The sequence below is a fragment of the Pseudomonas sp. NFACC32-1 genome (assembly GCF_900101215.1).
Lineage (GTDB): Bacteria > Pseudomonadota > Gammaproteobacteria > Pseudomonadales > Pseudomonadaceae > Aquipseudomonas.
Genome location: NZ_FMUL01000001.1, coordinates 358,310 through 384,102, shown reverse-complemented (window position 1 = coordinate 384,102; position 25,793 = coordinate 358,310). Strand labels below are relative to the sequence as shown.

The following is a 25,793-nucleotide window of genomic DNA, read 5'->3' as shown; positions in this document are numbered from 1 at the left end:
TCTTGACCAAGCGTTGTCAATGAACGTTACGGTCCGAAAAGACCATCAGCATTCGTTCAACCCTTCACGGAAACGAATCGCCAGGCTTTTGAGATTCTGGCGCCAGCTCTCCAGCTCCTCCCGACTCAATTCGTCCTCAGGCTCCGGTTCGTCCAGGTTGACCGCCACAATCAACGGCTGGGTTACATCGCCCTTGGGCTTGTGCGGTGCCCGCGGCGGCTGGAACAGCGCCCCATGGGCCGCCAGCAATCTGGCCAGCCAGGTTTCAGGGTTCTGAGCCAGTTCGAGCATTTCCGCCAGCTCGGGGATGGCGATGTCCTGGAGGACCTCGCGGGTCAACAGCAGCTCTGCACGCGGAGCATTGGCCTGAGGCAAGCGATAGAAGCCTGCGATTTCATGACACAACCCCAATAACGCACCGTACAGGTGAAACAAGGCGGACTCACGCCCAGCCTGGATCAGTGCAGGGGAGTTCATTGCTCGCCCATCCTCGGCCCTGGCGAGCGCCTCGAGCGACAGGCCGGCGAAATAGATTTTCTGGTTGGTGCGGGTATAGAGCTCGTGGGCCATGGCGGCATCCTCCCAACGACATGAAAGCTTCACGCAAGAGCGACAGTGTCATGGATCAACCGAGGCGACTGCAAGCCAAAAACAGAAAAGGCCCCATGACGGGGCCTTTTCTGTTCAACAACGGTGCTGTGGGAGCTGCCCGGTCATTCTGCGCACGCAAGCACTTTCATTCCCAAGCCATTGCCGACAATCAGCGCTTGTCTTCAACGGTCCACTTGCCGCCGTCGTAGTACGCCTTCCAGCCGGTGGGCTTGCCGTCGACCTCAGTCTGGACGTACTGCTCCTTGGTCTTGCGACTGTAGCGAATCACCGCCGGGCGACCGTCCGGATCCTTCTGCGGCGCTTCGCAAAGGAAATGGTACTTGGGATCGATCTCGTCCTTGTGCGGCAGCAGCTCTATCACCAGCGGTGCCCGGGTTTCACGGTTTTTCGGGAACTGGCTGGCGGCCAGGAACAGGCCGGACGCACCGTCACGCAGGATGTAGGTGTCGTTGACCTTCTCGCACTTGAGCTCAGGCATCTTCACCGGATCCATCTTCGGCGGTGCGGCGTCACCACTGCGCAGCAGTTTGCGGGTGTTCTTGCAGGTCGGGTTGGTGCAACCGAAAAACTTGCCGAAACGGCCGGTCTTGAGCTGCATCTCGCTACCGCACTTGTCGCACTCCAGGCTCGGGCCTTCATACCCCTTGATGCGATAGCTGCCCTCTTCGATCTCGTAGCCCGCACAATCCGGATTGTTACCGCAGATGTGCAGCTTGCGCTTCTCATCCAGCAGGTAGGCATCCATCGCCGTGCTGCAGATCGGGCAGCGATGCTTGCCACGCAACACCAGGGATTCCGACTCCCCCTCGTCGTCCGCTGCGATTTCATCCCCCGGAACCAGGTTGACCGTGGCCTTGCAGCGCTCCTTGGGTGGCAGGCTGTAGCCCGAGCAACCCAGGAAGACGCCGGTCGAAGCCGTGCGGATCTGCATTGGACGACCGCAGGTCTGGCATGGAATATCGGTCATGACCGGCTGGTTGGCCCGCATGCCGTTGTCCGGGCTCTCCGCCACTTCGAGTTTTTTCTTGAAGTCGCCGTAGAACTCATCCAGGACGTTTTTCCAGTCCCGCTCGCCCTGGGCCACATCGTCGAGATTCTCTTCCATATCGGCGGTAAAGCCGTAGTCCATCAGGTTCGAGAAGCTCTCGGACAGGCGCTCGGTCACGATATCGCCCATCTTTTCCGAGTAGAACCGACGATTATGCAGCGCTACATAGCCACGATCCTGGATGGTGGAAATGATCGCTGCATAAGTCGAAGGACGACCGATACCACGCTTTTCCATCTCCTTGACCAGGCTGGCTTCCGAGTAGCGTGCCGGTGGCTTGGTGAAATGCTGCGTCGGATCGAGCTTGATGAGTTTCAGCACGTCGCCCTGGGCCATGTCCGGCAGGACATCGTCATCCCCAGGCTTGGTGATCTGCGGCATGACCCGGGTGTAGCCGTCGAACTTGAGGATGCGGCCCTTGGCGCGCAGCTCGAAGTCCCCGGCACCGACGCTGACGGTGGTGGACAGGTACTGGGCAGGCAGCATCTGGCATGCCAGGAACTGACGCCAGATCAGCTCGTACAGGCGCTCGGCATCACGCTCCATGCCCGACAGCTTGCTCGGCTCGGTATTGGCATCGGAGGGACGAATCGCTTCGTGAGCCTCCTGTGCGCCTTCCTTGCTGCTATAGACATTTGGCGTGTCCGGCAGGTACTTCTTGCCGAATTCGCTTTCGATGTAGGTGCGCGCCATCGCCACGGCATCGGCCGAAAGGTTGGTCGAGTCGGTACGCATGTAAGTGATGTAGCCCGCTTCGTACAGACGCTGGGCCATCATCATGGTTTTCTTCACGCCGAAGCCCAGGCGGTTGCTCGCGGCCTGCTGCAGCGTGGAGGTAATGAACGGCGCCGATGGCTTGCTGCTGGTCGGCTTGTCTTCACGCTTGACGATGCTGTAGCTGGAAGCCTTGAGCTTCTCCAGCGCAGCCATGGCCTGGGCTTCGTTGAGCGGCTTGAAGGCTTCGCCCTTCTCGCGGGCGACTTCGAAGCGCACGGTCGCGCCCTTGGTCGTGCCGAGGTCCGCATGCACTTCCCAATACTCTTCGGGAATGAACGCACGAATTTCCCGCTCGCGCTCCACCACCAGCTTCACTGCTACCGACTGCACACGACCGGCCGACAGGCCGCGGGCGATCTTGGCCCACAGCAGGGGCGAAACCATGTAGCCCACCACCCGGTCGAGGAAACGACGCGCCTGCTGGGCGTTGACCCGATCGATGTCCAGCTCGCCCGGCTCGGAGAACGCTTCCTGGATGGCCTTCTTGGTGATCTCGTTGAACACCACGCGCTTGTAGCGGCTGTCATCCCCCCCGATGGCTTCGCGCAGGTGCCAGGCGATGGCTTCCCCTTCGCGGTCCAAGTCCGTCGCCAGGTAGATGGTGTCGGCGTCCTTGGCGAGCCGACGCAATTCTTCGATGACCTTTTCCTTGCCCGGGAGGATCTCGTACTTGGCCTTCCAGCCATGCTCCGGATCGACTCCCATGCGCGAGACCAGCTGCTTGCGCGCCTTTTCCTTCGGCGACAGCGCCGGCGCTTCGCCCGCAGTGGCCTTGCCGCGCTTGGCGGCTGGCTCCTTGCTGGCGCTAGCCGAACCGCTGGTGGGCAGGTCACGGATATGGCCGATACTCGACTTCACCACGTATTGGTTACCCAGATACTTGTTGATGGTCTTGGCCTTAGCCGGGGATTCCACAATGACCAGCGATTTGCCCATGGATCAGAAAATTCCTGAATTCTAAAAAGTGAAAGGCGGTTGGCGCCTGACGCGGCACCGCTATATATAGTGGCTGTAAGGTGAGGTCAAGCGCAGGGGGTCCCGCACGAAGGCCTCATGGCCTGGAAAAAATGCTCTCTTCGGCCTGCACCAAAGCAAAGCGCGGCACCTGTTCGCCGTCAACCTCGACGGACTCCTGGAACATGCTCAAGGGACGCACCCAAAAGCCGTAATCGCCATACAGGGCCTGGTAGAAGACCACTTCTTCCTCGGTCTCGGAATGCCGCGCGATGCTGAATACGCGGTACTGCGGACCTTTGTAATGTTGGTAGAGCCCTGGTTGTATCGGCATGCTTCGGCCCTCGCTCAAGTCCTTTCAAAATAAAAACAAAATAAATCCGGAAAAACAAAAACCGGGGCACTCGGCCCCGGCTTCCATCGACGCAACGCTTAGACGCGTTCGAAGACAGTGGCGATGCCTTGGCCAAGGCCAATGCACATGGTGGACACCCCGAAAGTGCCGCCGTTCTGTTTCATGACGTTCAGCAACGTACCGGAGATACGCGCACCGGAGCAACCGAACGGGTGTCCCAGGGCGATCGCGCCGCCGTGCAGGTTAACCTTCTCGTCCATCTTGTCGAGCACTTTCAGATCTTTCAGCACCGGCAGGGCCTGTGCAGCGAAAGCTTCGTTGAGCTCGATGAAGTCGATATCGGCCATGCTCAGGCCGGCACGCTTCAGGGCTTTCTGGGTAGCCGGTACTGGACCATAGCCCATGATCGCCGGATCCACACCCGCTACCGCCATCGAACGAATCACGGCCATCGGCTGGATCCCCAGGTCCTGGGCACGCTGGGCGGACATCACGATCATGCACGAAGCACCATCGGTGATCTGCGACGAAGTGCCGGCCGTCACGGTACCACCCTTCGGGTTGAAGGCCGGCTTGAGGGTCGCCAGGCTTTCCAGGGTGGTTTCCGGACGGATGGTTTCGTCGTAGTCGAACAACTTCAGGAAGCCGTTCTCGTCGTAACCCTGCATCGGGATGATCTCGTCCTTGAACTTGCCTTCCACGGTCGCCTTGTGGGCGAGCTGGTGGGAGCGCACGCCAAAGGCGTCCTGCTGTTCGCGGGTGATGCCGTGCATCTTGCCGAGCATTTCCGCGGTCAGGCCCATCATGCCAGAGGCCTTTGCCGCATACAGCGACATATGCGGGTTCGGATCGACGCCGTGCATCATGCTCACGTGGCCCATGTGCTCGACACCACCGACGACGAACACGTCACCGTTGCCAGTCATGATCGCCTGGGCGGCGGTGTGCAGCGCGCTCATGGAGGAACCGCACAGGCGGCTGACGGTCTGGCCGGCCGACGTGTGGGGAATCTGGGTCATCAGCGAAGCCATGCGGGCGATGTTCCAGCCCTGCTCCAGGGTCTGGTTCACACAGCCCCAGATCACGTCTTCGACTTCATTGGGGTCGACCTTGACGTTGCGCTCCAGCAGCTTGCTGATCAGGTGCGCCGACATGTCCTCGGCACGGGTGTTGCGGTGCATGCCGCCCTTGGAGCGGCCCATCGGCGTACGACCGAAGTCGACGATCACGACGTCTCTAGGATTCAAGCTCATAAATGTTCTCTCGCTCTAGTCGTTGGGCGCTTAACCGAAGAAGCTCTGGCCGTTCTTGGCCATTTCACGCAGCTTCGCGGTGGGGTGGTACAGCGCGCCCAGATCAGCGTACTGGTCAGCCAGGGCAACGAACTGTGCAACACCGATCGAATCGATGTAGCGCAGCGCACCGCCACGGAATGGAGGGAAACCGATACCGTAGACCAGACCCATGTCGGCTTCGGCGGCGGTTTCGACAATGCCGTCTTCCAGGCAACGCACGGTCTCCAGGCAAAGCGGGATCATCATCCAGTTGATGATGTCCTCGTCGGTGACTTCGCGCTGCTCATAGACGATCGGCTTGAGCACTTCCAGCACCGACGGGTCGGCCACTTTCTTCTGCTTGCCGCGCTTGTCGGTTTCGTAGGCATAGAAGCCCTTGCCGTTCTTCTGGCCCAGGCGCTTGGCTTCATAGAGCACGTCAACGGCGGAACGACGGTCGTCCTTCATGCGGTCCGGGAAACCTTCGGCCATGACGTCGCGGCCATGGTGACCGGTGTCGATGCCGACCACGTCCATCAGGTAGGCCGGGCCCATCGGCCAGCCGAATTTCTCCATGATCTTGTCGATGCGCACGAAGTCCACGCCGGCGCTGACCAGCTTGGCAAAACCGCCGAAGTACGGGAACAGCACGCGGTTGACCAAAAAGCCCGGGCAGTCGTTGACGACGATCGGGTTCTTGCCCATTTTCTTGGCATAGGCCACGGTGGTGGCGATAGCCTGTTCGCTGGACTTCTCGCCCCGGATCACTTCCACCAGCGGCATCATGTGCACCGGGTTGAAGAAGTGCATGCCCACGAAGTTCTCCGGGCGCTTGAGGGCCTTGGCCAGCAGCGAGATGGAAATGGTCGAAGTGTTCGAAGCAAGGATGGTGTCCTCCTTGACCTGGTCTTCGACTTCAGCCAATACCGCCTGCTTGACCTTCGGATTCTCGACAACCGCTTCGACCACCAGGTCGACATGGCCGAAGTCACCATAGGACAAGGTCGGGCGAATGCCGTTGAGCACTTCGGCCATCTTCGCGGCGGTCATGCGGCCTTTGTCGACGCGGCCCACCAGCAGTTTGGCGGCTTCGGCCAGGCCTTGCTCGATACCGTGCTCGTTGATGTCTTTCATCAGGATCGGCGTGCCCTTGGACGCCGACTGATAAGCGATACCACCGCCCATGATGCCGGCGCCCAGCACGGCAGCCTGCTTCACGTCACGCGCGATTTCGTCGTAGGCCTTGGCCTTTTTCTTCAGTTCCTGGTCATTGAGGAACAGACCGATCAGGCTTTGTGCAGCGGAGGTCTTGGCCAGTTTGACGAAGCCGGCGGCTTCGGCTTCCAGGGCCTTGTCGCGACCGAAGTTCGCGGCTTTCTGGATGGTCTTGATGGCTTCGACCGGCGCCGGGTAGTTCGGGCCAGCCTGGCCGGCCACGAAACCCTTGGCGGTTTCGAAAGCCATCATCTGTTCGATGGCGTTGAGCTTGAGCTTTTCCAGCTTCGGCTGGCGCTTGGCCTTGTAATCGAACTCACCGCTGATGGCACGCTTGACCAGCTCGAGGGCGGCCTCCTGGAGTTTGCCAGGCTCGACCACGGCATCCACGGCACCGACTTTCAGCGCGTCTTCGGCACGGTTTTCCTTGCCGGCGGCAATCCATTCGATGGCGTTGTCGACGCCGATCAGGCGGGGCAGGCGCACGGTGCCACCAAAGCCCGGATAGATGCCCAGCTTGACTTCCGGCAGGCCGATCTTGGCCGATGTGGACATGACGCGATAATCCGCCGCCAGGCACATTTCCAGGCCGCCACCCAGGGCGATACCGTTGATAGCCGCGACGGTCGGAACATTGAGGTCTTCGAAATCGCTGAAGATACGGTTGGCTTCGAGGTTGCCGGCGATCAGTTCGGCATCGGGCAGCTTGAAGTTGTCGACGAACTCGGTGATGTCGGCGCCGACGATGAAGACGTCCTTGCCACTGCTGACGATCACACCCTTGATCGAAGCATCTGCCTTGATAGTGTCCACGGCCTGACGCAATTCATTCAGGGTTAGACGGTTGAACTTGTTGACGGACTCACCCTTGAGGTCGAACTTGAGTTCGACGATGCCGCTTTCAAGAGCCTTAACCGTGATGGCTTTACCTTCGTAAATCATCAACTGATCTCCACGATATGGACGCTGAACAGTACACGTTGAACGCTGACCACTGGTTCGGCATTGACGTTACCGTCGATGCTACGCCAATCCGCCAGGCACACCCGCCAACGCGATAGTCGGGGTTCTGTAGGAGCATTCGGAAAATACAAACGCTCAATTCATACGCCCGTTTGATTTGGGTACGTCACCTTCACGGAAATTCCGACAATTGTCAATCGCCCTAAACAGGGCGCCGAGCGCGACTTGACAGTCATTTCCGTACCGTACGGATCCGCAACACGGCGCCGCATGCAAGGCCATTCATAAGATCAATAATTAGAAAAGTCGCCCTAATTCCAGGCACGCTGATTTCGACCGGCTATGCTGGCGTAAGTGCGTTTGAAAACGGTCGGCTGATGAGGTCGCGAACGAACGTCCGGACAAGAATTCTGTTTACCGGCCTGCCTGGCCAACCCGCCCGATGAAGCTGTCGGGCTTTTTTATGGGTGCGGACGGCGACGCCCCATGACCTTCCGCCGCCCCGTCAAGCCAATGCCTTGAGCACATCGGAAATGTCCTGCAATACAGTGGCCTCGCCTTTTTCGCCCCAGTACAACGCGATCATTTGCCGATCGGCTTGGATCTTGTAGACGTTGGCGGGCAGCTTCTCCAGATGGGCGAGCAGCGCCTCATCCTGGCAGGCTTCCCGCCACTGGTTGACCCAGACACCTGGCGCGCTTTGCCAGTAGCTCCAACTGGCCGGTTGCTTGCCGCGCCGGGGCCGGAGGTACTGGGCGCAAGGATTCGGTGGCTGCGGCTCGAGCCAGTGCGGCCACTCCTGGGGTGCCAGTTGCATGGCCAGGCCGAGGCGCCGCGCCTCCATGCGCAGGGCCATGCGACCGCTCTGTACACGGGACGGCCGCAACCATGCCAGGGGGCTCAACACCACCAGCAGGATTGACACCACTATCCAGACCGTCATATCTGTACTCCCGAATTCTGATGGGCCATTGACCGAGGTCGCCGTCAATGCGCTTGAAACCAGCCATACTTAACCGTATCGCAATTCTCTGGAGTGCTTTCCATGTACTACGAACACATCCTGGTCGCCGTCGACCTTACTGAAGAATGCGATCCCGTCGTCAAGCGTGCCCTCGCGCTTTGCGAAGGCCGAGACACCAAGCTTTCGCTGGTGCATATCGTCGAACCGATGGCCATGGCCTTCGGCGGCGACGTGCCAATGGACCTATCCCAGCTGCAACAACAGCAATTCGACCAGGCCAAGGAACGCCTTGACCGACTGATCGCGAAATATCCGGCCATGAAGAAGGAATTCAGCCACCTGACCTACGGCCAGCCGCGCCAGGAAATCCACCACCTGGCCAAGGAACAGGGTTGCGACCTGATCGTGGTCGGCAGCCACGGTCGCCATGGCCTGGCACTGCTGCTGGGCTCTACCGCCAATGATGTGCTGCACGGCGCGCCTTGCGATGTGCTGGCGGTGCACCTGATCAAGCGCACATGATCCATGGGGAGCGAGCCTGCTTGCTCCCCATGGAGAGCGTTTTCAAATGAAAATCCCGGTATTCATTGCTGAACGCCGGGATTTACTTGCAACGGTTGATCACGCGTCCAGTTCGGCCCAGCGCTCGACCAAGGCATCCAGCTCGGCCTGCAACTGCTCCAGCTGCGCGATCACCTTGGCGGTTTCGGCGGGAGGGCGCTGATAGAAACCGGCCTCCGCCATTTCAGCTTCCACCGCCGCGATCTGCGCTTCCTTGGCCTCGATATCGCCGGGCAAGGCTTCCAGCTCGCGCTGCAGCTTATAGCTGAGTTTTTTCCTGGCCGGTGCCGGGGCGGCAGCCGAGACAACCGGTGCAGGTTCGGCCTTGACCACGGCCGAGTTCAGGTCGGCCTTGCCGGACTTGCTCTCGGTCACGCCCAGGAGGCGCGGCGAGCCACCCTGGCGCAACCAGTCCTGATACCCGCCGACGTATTCGCGAACCTGTCCCTCGCCTTCGAACACCAGGGTGCTGGTAACCACGTTGTCGAGGAAGGCCCGGTCGTGACTGACCATCAGCACCGTGCCGCTGAAGGTCAGCAACACTTCTTCCAGCAACTCCAGGGTTTCCACGTCCAGGTCGTTGGTCGGTTCGTCGAGCACCAGCAGGTTCGCCGGCTTGCTGAACAGCTTCGCCAGCAAGAGACGGGCACGCTCACCGCCGGACAAGGCCTTGACCGGCGTACGCGCACGCTGGGGGCTGAACAGGAAGTCGCCCAGGTAGCTCAGTACGTGGCGGCTCTGGCCATCGATCTCGATGAAGTCGCGGCCCTCGGCGACGTTGTCGATCACCGTCTTTTCCAGATCCAGCTGATGGCGCAACTGGTCGAAGTAGGCGACATCGATCCTGGTGCCCTCTTCTACCTTGCCGCTGGTAGGCGTCAGGCCACCGAGCATCAGCTTGAGCAAGGTGGTCTTGCCGGTGCCGTTGGCACCCAGCAGGCCGATACGGTCGCCCCGCTGCAGGACCATGGAAAAGTCCTTGACCAGGAGCGGTCCGCCCGGATGGGCAAAGCTGACGTTCTCCAGCACCATCACCTGCTTGCCGGACTTCTCGGCGGTGTCGAGCTGGATATTGGCCTTGCCGGTACGCTCGCGACGCTCGCTGCGTTCGACACGCAGGGCCTTGAGGGCGCGTACGCGGCCTTCGTTGCGAGTACGCCGGGCCTTGATGCCCTGGCGAATCCAGACTTCTTCCTGGGCCAGGCGCTTGTCGAACAAGGCATTGGCGGTTTCTTCGGCCGCCAGCATGGCTTCCTTGTGCACCAGGAAACTGGCGTAGTCGCCGTTCCAGTCAATCAGGCCGCCGCGATCCAGCTCGAGGATGCGGGTCGCCAGGTTCTGCAGGAAAGAACGGTCGTGGGTGATGAACAGCACCGCCCCCTGGAAATCCTTCAAGGCCTCTTCGAGCCAGGCGATGGCGCCGATGTCCAGGTGGTTGGTCGGTTCGTCGAGCAGCAGCAGATCCGGCTCGGACACCAGGGCCTGGGCCAGCAGGACCCGGCGGCGCCAGCCACCGGACAGATCGGCCAGGGTCTTGTCGGCCGGCAATTGCAGGCGGCTCAGGGTGCTGTCGACCAGTTGCTGCAGGCGCCAGCCATCACGGGCCTCGAGGTCATGCTGCACGTGCATCAGCTTTTCCAGGTCGGCATCGGTGACGATGTTCTGGCTCAGGTGATGATACTCGGCCAGCAGCGCACCGACGCCGTCCAGGCCCTCGGCAACCACATCGAACACCGTCCGCTCGTCGGCCACCGGCAATTCCTGGGGCAATTCGCCGATCTTCAGGCCCGGGGCCCGCCAGACGGAGCCGTCGTCGGGCTTCTGGTCACCCTTGACCAGCTTCATCATGCTGGACTTGCCGGTACCGTTGCGGCCGATGATGCACACCCGCTCGCCACGGGCGATCTGCCAGGACACCTTGTCCAACAACGGCATGGCGCCGAACGCAAGGGACACATCGCTGAATTTGAGCAGGGTCATGAGCTTCTCCAAAAACCGGGCGCGCATTCTACCCGAGATAGGACCTTGCAGGGCCGCCTATTTCGTCACCCGAGGGCTCTTTACAGGTTCGGCGCGACAAAAACCGCGAACTTGCACCGATGGCCCCGCAAAGCTTTCGCCGCTTGCTGGCAAAAGGCTAAGCTACAGACAGTTACCCTGGGTTTTCCCTTGGGCTTGTCATGTTTTTTCTGCCCGGACGTATCATGCGCAGTCGCCTTTTTAGTGTCTTGTCCTGTTTTTTCGTGTGTGCCACTGCCATCCAGACCGCCCAGGCGGTGGATATCTCCACTCAACGCCAGTATTACGATGAGGCCAAGCGTGCCCTGGCCAAGGGCGACTCCGGCCCGTACTTGCGCTACAGCCAGGCCTTGCGCGACTATCCGCTGGAGCCGTACCTGGCCTATGACGAACTGACCGCGCGCCTCAAGAGCGCCAGCAACGCCGAAATCGAGAAGTTCCTCGCTGAACACGGTGACCTGCCCCAGGCCAACTGGATGAAGTTGCGCTGGCTGCGCTGGCTGAGCGAACGCGGCGACTGGCAGACCTTCGTCAAGTATTACGACCCCAAGCTCAACTTCACCGAACTGGACTGCCTCAATGCCCAATACCAGCTCACCCATGGCTTGAAGGCCGAAGGCTACGCCAACACCGAGAAACTCTGGCTCACCGGCAAGTCCCAGCCGCAGGCGTGCGACGCGCTGTTCGGCCTGTGGGCCTCCCAGGGCCAGTTGACGGAACAGAAACGCTGGGAGCGGGCCAAGCTGGCCGCCCAGGCCCGCAACTATCCGCTGGCCAACAGCCTGGTCAGCGGCCTGACCACCCTCGCCCCCCGAGGCAAATTGCTGGTGGACGTGGCGCAGAAACCCGAACTGCTCAACCAGCCGTCGCGCTTCAGCCCGGCGGACGAACCCATGTCCGATATCGTCAGCCTCGGCCTGCGCCGCCTCGCCCGCCAGGATCCTGACAAAGCCATGGCATTGCTGGACGGCTACGCCAGCACCATGCACTTTTCCCGCGACGAGAAGGTCGCCATCGCCCGGGAGATCGGCCTGACCCTGGCCAAGCGTTTCGACAGTCGTGCCCTGGACGTGATGACCAGATACGATCCGGAGCTGCGGGACGACACCGTGTCGGAATGGCGCCTGCGCCTGTTGCTGCGCCTGGGTCGCTGGAATGAGGCCTATGAATTGAGCCGGCGCCTGCCCGAGTCGCTGGCCACCACCAACCGCTGGCGCTACTGGCAGGCCCGTAGCCTGGAACTGGCGCAACCGCAGAACCCCGAGGCACAGGCGCTTTACAAGCACTTGGCGCGTGAGCGGGACTTCTACGGGTTCCTGGCCGCCGACCGCTCCCAGTCGCCCTACTCCCTGGTCAACAAACCGCTGGTGATGAGCCAGGCGCTGGTCAACAAGGTGCGCAATACCCCTGGCGTACGCCGGGCGCTGGAGTTTCATGCCCGCGGGCAGATCGTCGACGGTCGCCGCGAGTGGTACCACGTCAGCCGGCATTTCAGCCGGGAGGAAATGGTCGCCCAGGCGAAACTCGCCTATGACCTGAAATGGTATTTCCCGGCGATCCGCACCATCAGCCAGGCCAAGTACTGGGACGACCTGGACATCCGCTTCCCGATGGCCCACCGCGATACCCTGGTGCGCGAGGCCAAGGTTCGTGGCCTGCATTCGAGCTGGGTCTTCGCGATCACCCGCCAGGAAAGTGCCTTTATGGATGACGCCCGCTCCAGCGTCGGTGCCGCCGGCCTGATGCAACTGATGCCCGGCACCGCCAAGGAGACCGCGCGCAAGTTCAGCATCCCCCTGGCCTCGCCACAGCAGGTATTGAACCCCGACAAGAACATCCAGCTGGGCGCGGCCTACCTGAGCCAGGTGCACAGCCAGTTCAACGGCAACCGCGTACTGGCTTCGGCCGCCTACAATGCCGGCCCCGGGCGCGTACGCCAGTGGCTGCGTGGCGCCGATCACCTGAGCTTCGACGTCTGGGTCGAGAGCATCCCGTTCGATGAAACCCGCCAATACGTGCAGAACGTGTTGTCCTACTCGGTGATCTACGGCCAGAAACTCAACTCGCCGCAGCCGTTGGTGGATTGGCACGAGCGGTACTTCGATGATCAGTGAGGGTTAGCGTCGAGCTTCAAGCGGCAAGCGGTTCCTCAAAAGCAAAAAAATGCCCGTATAGAAAGCCACGGGCATTTTTTTGTCGGTTACCGGACCTTACGGCGGCAGTCCTCAGCCAGTTGCCGACTCCCGGCCAGCATCGAACTGCAACGCCGCCAACCGCGCATACAGCGCATTGCTGGCCACCAGCTCCTGATGAGTGCCCACGGCAACCACTTTGCCCTGGTCCATCACCGCGATCCGGTCGGCGTTCTTCACCGTCGCCAGGCGATGGGCGATGACCAGGGTGGTACGGTTCTTCATCAGACTGGGCAGGGCTTGCTGGATCAAGTGTTCGCTTTGCGCATCGAGGGCGCTGGTGGCCTCATCCAGCAGCAGGATCGGTGCATCCACCAGCAGCGCCCGCGCGATGGCCAGGCGTTGACGCTGGCCACCGGACAGCCCCAGGCCACCATCGCCCAGGTGGGTCTGGTAGCCATCGGGCATTTTTTCGATGAAGTCATGGGCGTGGGCGATCTGCGCCGCCTCGCGTACCTGCGCGGAGGTCGCCTGGGGATTGCCGTAGCGGAGGTTTTCTTCCACGGTGCCGAAAAACAGTGCCGGATTCTGCGACACCAGGGCGAAATGACGCCGCAGGTCCAGCGGATCGAGCCGGGTCAACGGTACGTCGTCGATCAGGATCCGGCCCTGCTGTGGGTCGTAGAATCGCAGCAACAAGTCATAAACGGTGGATTTGCCCGCCCCGGACGGCCCGACCAGGGCCAGGGTCTCACCAGCCCTGACGCTCAGGTCCAGGCCATCGACCGCGTAGCTTTCCGGCCGGGAGGGATAGGAAAAACGCACGCCCTCGAGACGCAGATCACCCCGCACCCGCGGGGGCAAGGTCACCAGGCCCGAGCTTGGAGGCTGGATGATGTTCTGCGAGCGCAGCAGTTCGGCGATGCGTTCCGCGGCACCGGCTGCCCGCTGCAGCTCGCCGATCACCTCGCTCAAGGTGCCGAAGGCACTGCCGACGATCAGGCTGTAGAACACGAAAGCAGCCAGTTCACCGCCGGAAATCCGTCCGGCGATCACGTCCATGCCGCCCACCCAGAGCATGACCCCTACCGCTCCCAGCACCAGCACGATCACCAGCGTGATCAGCCAGGCCCGCTGGGCGATGCGCTTGCGAGCCGTGTCGAAAGCCTGCTCCACCGTGACGGCGAAACGTCCCTCGTCCTGGACCTGATGATTGTAGGCCTGGACGGTCTTGATCTGGCCCAGGGTTTCGGCGACGTAGCTGCCGACATCGGCGATGCGGTCCTGGCTCTCGCGGGACAGGCTGCGCACCCGGCGCCCGAAAACCAGGATCGGCGCCAGCACCAGCGGCAAGGCAATCACCACGATGCTGGTGAGCTTGGGGTTGGTGACGAACAGCAGCACGATGCCGCCGACCACCATCAAGGCATTGCGCAGTAACAACGACAGCGAAGAACCGATCACCGATTGCAGCAAGGTGGTATCTGCGGTCAGGCGCGACTGGATTTCGGAACTGCGGTTGTTCTCGTAGAACCCCGGGTGCAAGTACACCAGGTGGTTGAACACCTGGCGGCGGATATCGGCCACCACCCGCTCGCCAATCCAGGACACCAGGTAGAAGCGGGCGAAGGTGCCGACCGCCAACCCCGCCACCAGCACCATGAACAACCCGATGGACTGGTTGAGCAGATGAGGGGAACGGGTCATGAAGCCCTGATCCACCAGTAACCGGATGCCCTGGCCCATGGACAAGGTTATGCCCGCCGTGACGATAAGGGCCAGCAAGGCACCGGCGACCTGCTTGCGGTAGGGGGCGATAAAACCACTGGCCAGACCAATGGCCCGGCGATGTCGAGAAGAAAGCATTCAGGAACGTCCGATAATGCAACGGGAACGGGATCGGCAACGGTGCCGAAAACACAGCGGAACCAAGTTGAATCAGAATGAGTCAGGTTAAATATGACCACAACGACTAGTGACTAGATGTTATCGGTCTAAAGTCTGGGTGGAAACGCAACGATGTTTCTGTTTGAGTGAAGGTGTCGCCATGAACCTACAAGGAGTGTCATGGCTCGGTCACCTGGCGACACTAAACTAGGCACACAACCTGATGAGGAGACAGGCCATGTCCTTGCAACACAGCAGCGACGACAAGATTCAAGTGATCCGCACGCAACCGGACCAGTCCCTGGGCTGCTCGTTCATCGACGCCCAAGGGCGCGAAGTCCCGATCACCGAAGACATGATCCAGAAAGCCTGCAGCGAGCTGGAGAAACGACTGGTCAAGCCTGCCGAACAAAAGTGATACAGCCCGTCTTCAACTGAACCCGACCTCGACGTCGGGTTTTTTCTGCCTGCCTGGATAGGCAACTTATCTGTCATCCCAGCCCCATCGCGCCACGTAAACGGCCCTATTCCGCGGTGGCCCCCAGCGCGGTCACGATCTGCTGCAATGCCGGGGAGTGCCCTTCGATGTGCACCTTCAGGCTGTCGATCTCCCGGCGTGGCGGGTAATGCTTGCGCAAGGCATCGAAAGCGCGGCGCTGTTCGTCTACCGTGCCGACGAGACTGCGACGAAAATCTGCATCGTCGCGACGTGGGTCGTAGACGCTGCGGCACAGCGCCGCCAAGGCCCAGGCCGGGTCCGTCGCGGCATCCAGGGTGATGCCACCCAGCCATGGCCTGGGCAGCAGGTCGGCAAGGCTGACTTGCGCCGGGCGCTCCAGGAAATCGCACAAGGCCGCGTAGATCTGCGCCGTGCCGCGCTGGCGACCGTCAAGGCTATAACCGGCAATGTGTGGCGTGGCGATCACGCACAGGTCGGCCAGGTCCACATCCACCGTCGGCTCCTGCTCCCAGACGTCCAGCACCGCTTGCAGGTCTTCGCGCTCCAGCAGCACGCTGCGCAGCGCGACGTTGTCGATGACCGGCCCACGCGCGGCGTTGATCAACCAGGTGCCAGGCTTGAGCATGTTCAGGCGTGCTTCGTCGAACAGATGCCAGGTCGGCTGCCCGCCATCGCGGGTCAATGGCGTGTGCAGGCTGATCACGTCGCACTGCTCGATGATCTGCTCCAGGCTGACATAGTCCCCGCCCTCGGCGGCCTGGCGAGGTGGATCGCAGACTTTCACCGTCCAGCCCAGCCCCCTGAGCACTTGGATCAAGCGCCCGCCCACCTGGCCCGCGCCGACCACGCCGAAGGTGCGCTGACGCAAATCCGCGCCTTCGATCTCGGCCAGGGTCATCAGGCTGCCCAGCACATAGTCCACCACGCCACGGGCATTGCAACCCGGCGCGCTGGCCCAGCGGATACCGGCCTCGGCGAAGTAGGCCAGGTCCAGGTGATCGGTACCGATGGTGCAGGTACCGACGAAGCGCACCTTGCTGCCTTCCAGCAGCGCCCGGTTGACCTGGCTGACCGAACGCACCAGCAGAATATCGGCCTGGGCGACCAGCGCCCGGTCGATGCCCCGCCCCGGTACCCGGCGAATCTCGCCGAAACCTTGAAAGAATGCATCGAGCAGGGGGATGTTTTCGTCGGCGACGATCAGCATGGCAGAGCTCCTTTGGCGGGATGGGCAGTGTAGGCGTTCCGCTCAGCCCGTGCATTCACAAGTCGAGCAGGCGATTACAAATCCACAACACAGGTTTTTTCCTGACCGCCGTGTCAAGGCGTAGAATCCGCCGTTTCATGCTATTTCTCGGACGCTTCGCCTGTGAATCCTGTAATCGACACCGCCGTCACCCTCTCCCGCCCGGCCCGGGTCCGCCTGGAGCTCAAGACGCTGCTGGCCCTGGCATTGCCGATCATGGTGGCGCAGCTGGCGACCACCGCCATGGGCTTTGTCGATGCGGTGATGGCCGGCCGTGTCGGTCCACGGGACCTGGCGGCGCTAGCACTGGGCAACTCCATCTGGGTGCCGGTGTTCCTGTTGATGACCGGGACATTGCTGGCCACCACGCCCAAAGTTGCCCAGCGCTTCGGCGCCGGGACCTTCGACGAGATCGGACCGCTGGTGCGCCAGGCGCTGTGGCTGGCATTGGCAGTGGGATTGCTGGCGACACTGGCGCTGTACAGCGCCGAACCGATCCTGCACCTCATGAAGGTGGACCCCGAACTGGTCGGACCGTGCATGGAATACCTGCGGGGCATCGGTTCCGGCCTGCCGGCGGTGGCGCTGTACCACGTACTGCGCTGCTTCAGCGACGGCCTGGGCCGCACTCGACCCGCGATGGTGTTGGGGTTGTGCGGGCTGGCACTGAACATCCCGCTCAATTACATCTTCATCTATGGGCACCTGGGCGTGCCGGCCATGGGGGGCGTCGGTTGTGGCTGGGCCACGGCCATCGTCATGTGGGTCATGGCCCTGGGCATGGCCGGTTGGGCGCGCTGGGCACCGGCCTATCGATCGAGCCGTCTGTTCAGCCGTTTCGACTGGCCGCAGTGGACGGTCATCAAGCGCCTGCTGGGCATCGGCCTGCCCATTGGCATCGCCGTGTTCGCCGAGTCGAGCATCTTTGCGGTGATCGCCCTGCTGATCGGCAGCCTGGGCGCTACGGTGGTGGCCGGGCACCAGATCGCCCTGAACTTCAGCTCCCTGGTGTTCATGATCCCCTATTCCCTGGGCATGGCCGTGACGGTGCGGGTCGGCCAGGCCCTGGGGCGACGCCAGCCTCGGGAAGCACGCTTTGCCGCCGGCGTCGGCATGGGGGCCGCCCTGGCGTACGCCTGCCTGTCGGCCAGCCTGATGTTCGGCTTGCGTGGCCCCATCGCCTCGATCTATACCGCCGACCCCGTGGTGATCGAAGTGGCGTCGATGCTGATCGTCTACGCGGCGCTGTTTCAGTTTTCCGATGGCATCCAGGTGACGGCGGCGGGTGCCTTGCGCGGCTACCAGGATACTCGGGTGACGATGATCCTGACGCTGTTCGCCTATTGGGGCATCGGCCTGCCGGTGGGTTACGCCCTGGGGCTGACCGATTGGCTGGGGGCGGCCAGCGGCCCGAGCGGGCTGTGGCAGGGGTTGATCGTTGGCTTGAGCTGCGCGGCGCTGATGCTGTCGATCCGCCTGGCCCGCAGCGCACGCAAGCAGATCCGCATCAGCCGCTCGGCGGGTTAAGCGAGCTTCTTGCGGATCCAGTAGCGGTAGGTGCCGTTCTCTTCGTCCTGGGCCACCAATTGGTGGTCGAGGAACACGCAGAACTTGGGAATATCACGGCGGGTCGAGGGATCGGTGGCAATCACCATCAACAGCCCGCCCGGCACCAGGTCGCGGATGTGCTGGTGCAGCATCATCACCGGCTCAGGGCAATTGAGACCGCTGGCATCCAGGGTGCCGTCGACCGGCGTATCGTTCATCTGACTCATCTTTCACTCCTGAAACTGGCAGGCATTGTCGCGCAATGTCGGCGCTCGGTCACCCCTGGCTTCACACTGCCGCCTGTGGGAGCGAGCTTGCTCGCGACAGCGGTGGGTCAGCTTGCATCCATGTTGAATGTACCGACGTCATCGAGACTCGCTCCCACAAGGAACTGCATCAATTCCGAGGGCTAGCGGGACTTCGGCTTCTTCGTGTCCAACCGCCGTAAATGGCACGTCACCTCCTCACGGTCGTGATACAGCTGCTTGCAGCCGATCTGCACCTTGACGCCTCGCGCCTTGAAACCATCGGCGATGCGTTCGAGCAGACGTTTGACTTCGGCATAACGCTGCTTCATTGGCAGCTTGAGATTGACCACCGCCTCGCGGCAGTGACCCTCGCCGATCCACTCCTCCAGCATCGCCGCGTTGCGCGCCGGCTTCTCGACGATGTCGCACACCATCCAGTCCACCGGTTGTTTCGGCTTGAAGGTAAAGCCATCCGCCATCAGGTGTTGCACCAGGCCGGTTTCCATCAGGCTCTCGGCCATCGGACCGTTATCGATGGCGGTCACCAGCATGCCGCGATTGACCAGCTGCCAGGTCCAGCCACCCGGCGCGGCGCCCAGGTCGACACCGGTCATGTCGCTGTGCAGCCGCTCGTCCCACTGGTCCCGGGGTATGAAGTGGTGCCAGGCCTCTTCAAGCTTGAGCGTGGAGCGGCTCGGCGCCTCCCGCGGAAACTTCAGGCGCGGGATGCCCATGGGCCACATTGCCGAGTTGTCGGCTTCCGCCAGCCCGAGAAACACTTCACGGCCGCTCTTGAAGGTCAACAGCAGACGCGGCCGGGCGTCATCGTCGATCAGTTTGCCGGCCCCGATCAGCGCCTTGCGCAAGGGCCCCTCGAATTTCTTGCAGAAGTTCGAAAGCTCCTTGCCATCGTTGGTGTCCAGCACCTCCAGCCACAGGCTGCCGCAGGTGGGGAATGCGCTCATGTGGGACAGGATGACACTGATGCGGTCGGTTTCCGGCAGCTCGATGAAGGTGCCGCGGGCCCATTGGCGAGGGAAGATCAGATCGGCAAAACGCTGGCCGCGCATCAATCGCTCGGCACCCTCGTCTTGCGTACAGACGAATTCTGCGCAAGCACTGGCCGGCTTGGCCTTGGCATAGCCGGCCACGTTCAGGCGCGCGGCGTGTTCGGCGATTTCGGAGCAGACTTCTCCCTCGAAACCCGGCCGGCAATGCATGAAAAGCGTGTTCATTGAAACTCCGTAGCAAAGCCTGTCACGAAACCGGCGCATCATAGCGGAGTTCGGAACCCCAAACCTGCCCGCGGTGTCCTGTGATTAGTCATTACTTGAAATCAGGGCTAGGTTAAAGGCTCTGTCTGTTCCGTCAGTCCGTAGCCGTGCGGACTCAAAGGAGTGATCTCAATGCCCTCCCTCGATAGCCTGAAAACCCTCAAGACGCTGCAAGTCGACGCCAGGACCTACCATTATTTCAGCCTGCCGGATGCTGCCCGAAGCCTGGGCGACCTGGACAGGCTGCCCATGTCTCTCAAGGTCCTGCTGGAGAACCTACTGCGCTGGGAAGATGAAAAGACCGTCACCGGGGCCGACCTCAAGGCCCTGGCCGGATGGCTTAAAGAACGACGTTCCGACCGCGAGATCCAGTATCGCCCGGCCCGGGTGCTGATGCAGGACTTCACCGGCGTCCCGGCCGTCGTCGACCTGGCCGCCATGCGCGCCGCCGTGGAAAAGGCCGGCGGCGATCCCCAGCGGATCAATCCACTGTCGCCGGTGGACCTGGTGATCGACCACTCGGTAATGGTGGACAAGTTCGCCAGCCAACAGGCGTTCGAGCAGAACGTCGATATCGAAATGCAGCGCAATGGCGAACGCTACGCCTTCCTGCGCTGGGGCCAGAGCGCCTTCGACAACTTCAGCGTGGTCCCGCCGGGCACTGGCATCTGCCACCAGGTCAATCTCGAATATCTGGGACGCACTGTGTGGACCCGTGAAGAAGAAGGACGCACCTACGCCTTTCCCGACACACTGGTGGGCACCGACTCCCACACCACCATGATCAATGGCCTCGGTGTCCTGGGCTGGGGCGTCGGCGGGATCGAGGCCGAGGCCGCCATGCTCGGCCAGCCGGTGTCGATGCTGATTCCCGAGGTCATCGGTTTCAAACTCACCGGCAAGCTGCGCGAGGGCATTACCGCCACCGACCTGGTGCTGACCGTCACGCAGATGCTGCGCAAGAAAGGCGTGGTGGGTAAATTCGTCGAGTTCTATGGCGACGGCCTCGCCGATCTGCCCCTGGCCGACCGCGCCACCATCGCCAACATGGCCCCCGAGTACGGCGCCACCTGCGGATTTTTCCCGGTGGACGACGTGACCCTGGACTACTTGCGCCTGTCCGGGCGACCGGCGGACACCGTGAAACTGGTGGAAGCCTACTGCAAGGCCCAGGGCCTGTGGCGGCTGCCTGGCCAGGAACCGGTGTTCACCGACACCCTGGAGCTGGACATGGGCAGCGTCGACGCCAGCCTGGCAGGGCCCAAACGGCCTCAGGACAGGGTCTCGCTGGCCAACGTCGGCCAGGCGTTCGACGACTTCCTGGGGTTGCAGGTCAAACCCACCAGCAAGGAAGAAGGCCGCCTGGAAAGCGAAGGCGGTGGCGGCGTCGCGGTGGGCAATGCCGATCAGGTGGGGGAAGCCGAGTATGAATTCGAAGGCCAGACCCATCGCCTGAAGAACGGCGCGGTGGTGATCGCCGCCATCACCTCCTGCACCAACACCTCCAACCCCAGCGTGATGATGGCCGCCGGGCTGCTGGCGAAGAAAGCCGTGGAGAAAGGCCTGACCCGCAAACCCTGGGTCAAGAGTTCCCTGGCGCCCGGCTCCAAGGTGGTCACCGATTACTACCGGGCCGCCGGGTTGACCGAGTATCTGGACCAATTGGGTTTCGCCCTGGTGGGCTATGGCTGCACGACCTGCATCGGTAATTCCGGACCATTGCCCGAGCCGATCGAAAAGGCCATCCAGAAGGCCGACCTGACGGTAGCCTCGGTCCTGTCGGGCAACCGCAACTTCGAAGGCCGCGTGCATCCGCTGGTCAAGACCAACTGGCTGGCCTCGCCGCCCCTGGTGGTGGCCTATGCCCTGGCGGGCACGGTGCGCATCGATATCGGCAGCGAACCCCTGGGCAACGACCGGGACGGCAAACCCGTGTACCTGCGGGACATCTGGCCCAGCAGCCAGGAAGTGGCCGAAGCCGTGGCCAAGGTGGATACCAGCATGTTCCACAAGGAATATGCCGCCGTGTTCGCCGGCGACGAGCAATGGCAGGCCATCGAGGTGCCGCAGGCAGCCACCTACGTCTGGCAGTCGGACTCGACCTATATCCAGCATCCGCCGTTCTTCGACGGCATCGGCGGGCCACCGCCGGTCATCCAAAACGTCGAGGGCGCCCGGGTCCTGGCCCTGCTCGGGGACTCGGTCACCACCGACCATATTTCCCCGGCCGGCAATATCAAGGCCGACAGCCCGGCTGGCCGTTATCTGCGCGAACAGGGCGTGGAACCGCGGGACTTCAACTCCTATGGCTCAAGGCGCGGTAATCACGAGGTGATGATGCGCGGTACCTTCGCCAATATCCGGATCCGCAACGAGATGCTGGGCGGTGAGGAAGGCGGCAATACGATCTATATTCCCAACGGCGAGAAAATGCCGATCTACGATGCCGCGATGCTGTACCAGGCCACAGGCACGCCGCTGGTGGTCATCGCCGGCCAGGAATATGGCACCGGATCGAGTCGTGACTGGGCGGCCAAGGGCACCAATCTACTGGGGGTCAAGGCGGTAATCGCCGAAAGCTTCGAGCGCATCCACCGCTCCAACCTGGTGGGCATGGGCGTGCTGCCACTGCAGTTCAAGCTGGACCAGAATCGCAAGAGCCTGAACCTGACCGGCAAGGAAACCCTGGATATCCTTGGGCTGAGCGACGTCGAACTGACACCACGGATGAACCTGCCCCTGGTCATTACTCGCGAGGATGGTCGCCAGGAGCGGATCGAAGTGCTGTGCCGCATCGATACCTTGAATGAAGTGGAATATTTCAAGGCCGGCGGTATCCTGCACTATGTCCTACGGCAACTGATCGCAGCCTGAAAAGACCCCTCCTACAGAAACACCGCCTCTTTCAGGCGGTGTTTTTGTATTGGGGCTGCCTATAATTCCGCCGTCTTGCCGCTCTCGCTTCGATTCAAGGATGTCCTATGCCCGCCCTACCCTGGCCTTACCTGGCCCTCCTGTCCGCCGGCTACTGCCTGGCCGTGGCCTATGGCCAACTGGCCTGGACCGCCCTGATCTCGGTCGCCCTGCTGCTGTTCGCCGGGTACGCGGTCCGCCAGCAGCAGACCCCTGTCGGCCGCTTCCTCGGCCACGCCCTGTTCCTGGTGATGGCCCTGGCCCTGGCGTTGCACTGGATGCCGGGCTTCTTCAACGGACGGGCCATCCCGGCACAACGCCTGACCGCGGATGCCGCGCCATTCGCCATGTATTTCAATCAGGACAAGCCACTGATCGGCTTCTGGCTGTTGCTGGCATGCCCCTGGATCGTCGGTCGGCGCGGGTTTCGCCTGTCGGTCCATGCGACGCCCCTGGGGCTGGCGCTGAGCGCGATCCTGGCCTTGGGTGGGGCCATGTTGCTGGGCATGATCCAATGGGCGCCGAAATGGCCGGACCATGCGTGGCTGTGGGTTCTCAACAATCTTTTATTGGTGACGCTGGTGGAGGAAGCGCTGTTTCGTGGCTACATTCAGGGGGGCCTGAGCCGGCGCTTCAAGCACCTGGCCCATGGCGACAACCTGGCGTTGCTCCTGGCCTCGCTGCTGTTCGGCCTGGTACACGCCGGTGCTGGTTGGGAATGGGTGCTGCTGTCGGGCCTCGCGGGGCTCGGCTACGGCCTGGCGTATCGCTTCGGCGGCCTGGGGGCTGCGATCGCCACGCACTTCGGCCTGAACCTGATTCATTTCACTTTGTTTACATACCCGATGCTGGCGTGAAACCGATGGGGAAAATAACTTCAATAAATACCTGACGTGGCCGACAACCTTTCAAAGCCTTGCGGATCTACACACCATGCGTAACAACCAACCTGTCACCCAACGCGAAAGGACCTTCCCGGCCCAACAACGACTGATTTCCACCACCAATGCCAAGGGAGTGATCACCTACTGCAACGACGCATTCGTCGAGATCAGTGGGTTTTCCAAGGAAGAACTGATCGGTTCGCCTCACAATCTGGTGCGCCACCCCGACGTCCCGTCGGCCGTGTTCGCCCATATGTGGAATACCCTGAAACAAGGCTTGCCATGGATGGGCATCGTCAAGAATCGCTGCAAGAGCGGAGACCATTATTGGGTCAACGCCTACGTCACGCCCATATTCGAGGGTAACCAGGTGATCGGCTACGAGTCGGTGCGCGTCAAGCCCACCGCCGAGCAGGTCTCCCGGGCCGAAGCGCTCTACCGACGCATCAACCAGGGCAAGCCGGCCGTCCCGCGGAGCGACAAGTGGCTCCCGATACTGCAGGATTGGCTGCCGTTCATCCTGGTGAGCCAGTTGAGCTTCATCGTAGGCGCCTTCCTCAACTCCTCCTGGGGCTTCGCCCTGGCCGCCCTGCTGTCGGTGCCCCTGGGCCTGATGGGCCTGCAATGGCAGCAACGGGGCATCAAGCGCCTGCTGCGCCTGGCCGAGCAGACCACCTCCGACCCGCTGATCGCCCAGATGTACACCGACAGCCGTGGGGTCCAGGCACGCCTGGAAATGTCCATCCTCAGCCAGGAAGCGCGCCTGAAGACCTGCCTGACCCGCCTGCAGGATACCGCCGAGCACCTCAACGACCAGGCGCGACAGTCCAACGCGCTGGCCCACAACAGTTCCAGCGGCCTGGAACGCCAGCGAGTGGAGACCGAACAGGTGGCCACGGCGGTCAACCAGATGGCCGCCACCACCCAGGAAGTCGCCAGTCACGTGCAACGCACCGCCGACGCGACCCAGGAAGCCAACCGACTGACCGGTCGTGGCCGCGATATCGCCGGGGAAACCCGCGAAGCCATCGAGCGCCTGTCGGTGGTGGTGGGCGAGACCGGACAGACCGTGACCCAGCTGGCCAAGGACAGCGACGAGATCGGTGGCGTGGTGGATGTGATCAAGGGCATCGCCGACCAGACCAACCTCCTGGCCCTGAACGCCGCCATCGAAGCGGCCCGTGCCGGCGAAATGGGCCGCGGCTTTGCCGTTGTGGCCGATGAAGTGCGGCAACTGGCGCAACGCACCAGCGAATCCACGGGGCAGATCCATGCCCTGATCGCCAAGCTCCAGCAGACGGCCAACAATGCCGTGCAGACCATGGACGCCGGTCACCGCCAGGCCGAGGAAGGCGTGGCACGCGTCATGGAGGCCGACCAGGCGCTGGTGGGGATCAGCGAAGCGGTGGCCAACATCACCGACATGACCACCCAGATCGCGGCCGCCACCGAGGAACAAAGCTCTGTGGCCGAAGAGATCAGTCGCAACATCAGCAACATTTCGGAACTGGCCGACCAGACCTCGGACCAGGCCCACAACTCGGCGCTGCTCAGCGAAGAACTGACCCGTACGGCCAATACGCAGTACTCATTGGTGGAGCGGTTCAACCGCTGACAGATGCCTGTCTCAAAAAAACCGGACAGCGAAAGCTTCCGGTTTTTTATTGCCTCCCAGTCTCTTCCCACAAGGTCATGGATCGTCCGTCCAGGTGCATCGCAATTGTGGGGGCGAGCCTGCTCGGGATGAGGCCATGGTCGTCAACCAAACGTTGATTGGAGAAATGCTGCCACCTTGCTCGCCGCCGTCTCCAGATGCTGCTCATGGCTGAATCCAGAAGCCTTCAATGGCTTCAAGTCATGATCCCCCGCCACCAGCCACAGCACTTCGATATCCGGTGACAAGGTATAGCCCTGGACCGTTTCACGGTTGCCCAACGCATCGCGCTCGCCCTGGACGATCAAGGTGGCGGTCTTCAGTCCCGCCAGATGCTCGACCCGTGGCTTCTCCGGCTTGCCCGCCGCATAGAAGGGATACCCCAGGCACACCAACGCGTCAGCGCCCAGCTCATCGGCCAGCAAACTCGCCATCCGCCCGCCCATGGACTTGCCGCCAATGGCCAGCCGCCCAGCGACATAAGGCCGCACCGTGGCGTACACCTCACGCCAACACTCCAGCAGTTTCGGTGCCGGGTTCGGAGGACGCTTGCCACCGTCCTGGCGCCGTTGGGCCATGTAGGGAAACTCGAAGCGCAACACGTTGACCCCATGTGCGGCAAGGCGCGCGGCCATTTCGTCCATGAAACCACTGTCCATCGGCGCACCGGCTCCGTGGGCCAGGATCAGGGTTGGCGCCCCGGCATGCGAGGCCGGTTGCGCGGCGGTCCATAACCAGCCGTTTTGCGCCACGCACCGCGCCCATTGATCCCCGTCAATACTGGCCTTGTGCTGTTTGTCCATGC

Annotated in this window: 19 protein-coding genes; 7 read left to right on the top strand and 12 right to left on the bottom strand. The window is 62.1% G+C overall.

The window, feature by feature from the left end:
• Positions 1–45: 45 nt before the first annotated feature.
• From BLP99_RS01650 to BLP99_RS01625, 6 genes are all read right to left on the bottom strand, one after another.
• Positions 46–570: a DUF6586 family protein gene (locus BLP99_RS01650; protein ID WP_072389003.1), complete on the bottom strand. Its 525-nt coding sequence runs from the start codon at positions 568–570 to the stop codon at positions 46–48.
• 190 nt (positions 571–760) lie between these two features.
• Entirely contained in the window at positions 761–3,373 is a 2,613-nt protein-coding gene (gene topA, locus BLP99_RS01645; RefSeq protein WP_072389005.1) for a type I DNA topoisomerase, read from the bottom strand.
• Positions 3,374–3,488: 115 nt separating this feature from the next.
• The gene (locus BLP99_RS01640; RefSeq protein WP_072389007.1) at positions 3,489–3,725 is read right to left on the bottom strand and encodes a DUF1653 domain-containing protein; all 237 of its coding nucleotides are present in this window, start codon (positions 3,723–3,725) and stop codon (positions 3,489–3,491) included.
• A 98-nt stretch (positions 3,726–3,823) separates the two neighbouring features.
• A complete protein-coding gene (fadA, locus tag BLP99_RS01635) occupies positions 3,824–4,999 on the bottom strand; it encodes an acetyl-CoA C-acyltransferase FadA (protein WP_053158700.1) in 1,176 nt (391 codons plus the stop codon).
• A gap of 30 nt (positions 5,000–5,029) precedes the next feature.
• Positions 5,030–7,177 carry a fatty acid oxidation complex subunit alpha FadB gene (fadB, locus tag BLP99_RS01630; protein WP_072389009.1) on the bottom strand — a complete coding sequence of 716 codons (2,148 nt, stop codon included), beginning with the start codon at positions 7,175–7,177 and terminating at the stop codon, positions 5,030–5,032.
• Positions 7,178–7,703: 526 nt separating this feature from the next.
• Positions 7,704–8,141 carry a hypothetical protein gene (locus tag BLP99_RS01625; protein ID WP_072389011.1) on the bottom strand — a complete coding sequence of 146 codons (438 nt, stop codon included), beginning with the start codon at positions 8,139–8,141 and terminating at the stop codon, positions 7,704–7,706.
• Positions 8,142–8,243: 102 nt separating this feature from the next.
• On the opposite strand from BLP99_RS01625, the gene BLP99_RS01620 reads away from it, so the two are divergent.
• On the top strand, positions 8,244–8,684 hold the full coding sequence (locus BLP99_RS01620; protein ID WP_092179564.1) for a universal stress protein: 441 nt from the start codon (positions 8,244–8,246) through the stop codon (positions 8,682–8,684).
• A 99-nt stretch (positions 8,685–8,783) separates the two neighbouring features.
• On the opposite strand, the gene BLP99_RS01615 is transcribed toward BLP99_RS01620, so the two are convergent.
• A complete protein-coding gene (locus BLP99_RS01615; RefSeq protein WP_072389015.1) occupies positions 8,784–10,703 on the bottom strand; it encodes an ATP-binding cassette domain-containing protein in 1,920 nt (639 codons plus the stop codon).
• A gap of 224 nt (positions 10,704–10,927) precedes the next feature.
• Here BLP99_RS01615 and BLP99_RS01610 point away from each other — a divergent pair, with 224 nt between their 5' ends.
• Positions 10,928–12,856, top strand: a complete 1,929-nt coding sequence (locus BLP99_RS01610; RefSeq protein ID WP_092179562.1) for a transglycosylase SLT domain-containing protein — start codon at positions 10,928–10,930, stop codon at positions 12,854–12,856.
• A gap of 111 nt (positions 12,857–12,967) precedes the next feature.
• On the opposite strand, the gene BLP99_RS01605 is transcribed toward BLP99_RS01610, so the two are convergent.
• Complete coding sequence (locus tag BLP99_RS01605; protein WP_092179560.1) at positions 12,968–14,740, bottom strand: ABC transporter transmembrane domain-containing protein; 1,773 nt, start codon at positions 14,738–14,740, stop codon at positions 12,968–12,970.
• A 259-nt stretch (positions 14,741–14,999) separates the two neighbouring features.
• Between BLP99_RS01605 and BLP99_RS01600 the strand changes: the two genes are divergently transcribed.
• Positions 15,000–15,179 carry a PA1571 family protein gene (locus BLP99_RS01600; protein ID WP_003199629.1) on the top strand — a complete coding sequence of 60 codons (180 nt, stop codon included), beginning with the start codon at positions 15,000–15,002 and terminating at the stop codon, positions 15,177–15,179.
• Positions 15,180–15,285: 106 nt separating this feature from the next.
• Here the strand turns inward: BLP99_RS01600 and pdxB are convergent, their stop codons facing one another.
• Positions 15,286–16,428: a 4-phosphoerythronate dehydrogenase PdxB gene (gene pdxB, locus BLP99_RS01595; protein WP_072430351.1), complete on the bottom strand. Its 1,143-nt coding sequence runs from the start codon at positions 16,426–16,428 to the stop codon at positions 15,286–15,288.
• A gap of 162 nt (positions 16,429–16,590) precedes the next feature.
• Between pdxB and BLP99_RS01590 the strand changes: the two genes are divergently transcribed.
• Positions 16,591–17,994, top strand: coding sequence for an MATE family efflux transporter (locus BLP99_RS01590; protein ID WP_092179558.1), 1,404 nt, complete (start codon positions 16,591–16,593; stop codon positions 17,992–17,994).
• Here BLP99_RS01590 and tusA read toward each other — a convergent pair.
• Positions 17,991–18,242 (bottom strand): sulfurtransferase TusA, encoded by a 252-nt coding sequence (tusA, locus tag BLP99_RS01585; RefSeq protein WP_072389025.1) that lies wholly within the window; start codon positions 18,240–18,242, stop codon positions 17,991–17,993. The genes BLP99_RS01590 and tusA overlap by 4 nt on opposite strands.
• A 182-nt stretch (positions 18,243–18,424) precedes the next feature.
• On the bottom strand, positions 18,425–19,498 hold the full coding sequence (rlmM, locus tag BLP99_RS01580; protein ID WP_072389027.1) for a 23S rRNA (cytidine(2498)-2'-O)-methyltransferase RlmM: 1,074 nt from the start codon (positions 19,496–19,498) through the stop codon (positions 18,425–18,427).
• 171 nt (positions 19,499–19,669) lie between these two features.
• Between rlmM and acnA the strand changes: the two genes are divergently transcribed.
• From acnA to BLP99_RS01565, 3 genes are all read left to right on the top strand, one after another.
• Positions 19,670–22,411, top strand: coding sequence for an aconitate hydratase AcnA (gene acnA, locus BLP99_RS01575; protein WP_072389029.1), 2,742 nt, complete (start codon positions 19,670–19,672; stop codon positions 22,409–22,411).
• Positions 22,412–22,518: 107 nt separating this feature from the next.
• Entirely contained in the window at positions 22,519–23,307 is a 789-nt protein-coding gene (locus BLP99_RS01570) for a CPBP family intramembrane glutamic endopeptidase (RefSeq protein ID WP_092179556.1), read from the top strand.
• A gap of 76 nt (positions 23,308–23,383) precedes the next feature.
• Positions 23,384–24,949: a methyl-accepting chemotaxis protein gene (locus BLP99_RS01565; RefSeq protein WP_072389033.1), complete on the top strand. Its 1,566-nt coding sequence runs from the start codon at positions 23,384–23,386 to the stop codon at positions 24,947–24,949.
• Positions 24,950–25,092: 143 nt separating this feature from the next.
• Here BLP99_RS01565 and BLP99_RS01560 read toward each other — a convergent pair whose 3' ends face one another.
• Positions 25,093–25,791 carry an alpha/beta family hydrolase gene (locus tag BLP99_RS01560; protein ID WP_072389036.1) on the bottom strand — a complete coding sequence of 233 codons (699 nt, stop codon included), beginning with the start codon at positions 25,789–25,791 and terminating at the stop codon, positions 25,093–25,095.
• Positions 25,792–25,793: the final 2 nt, after the last annotated feature.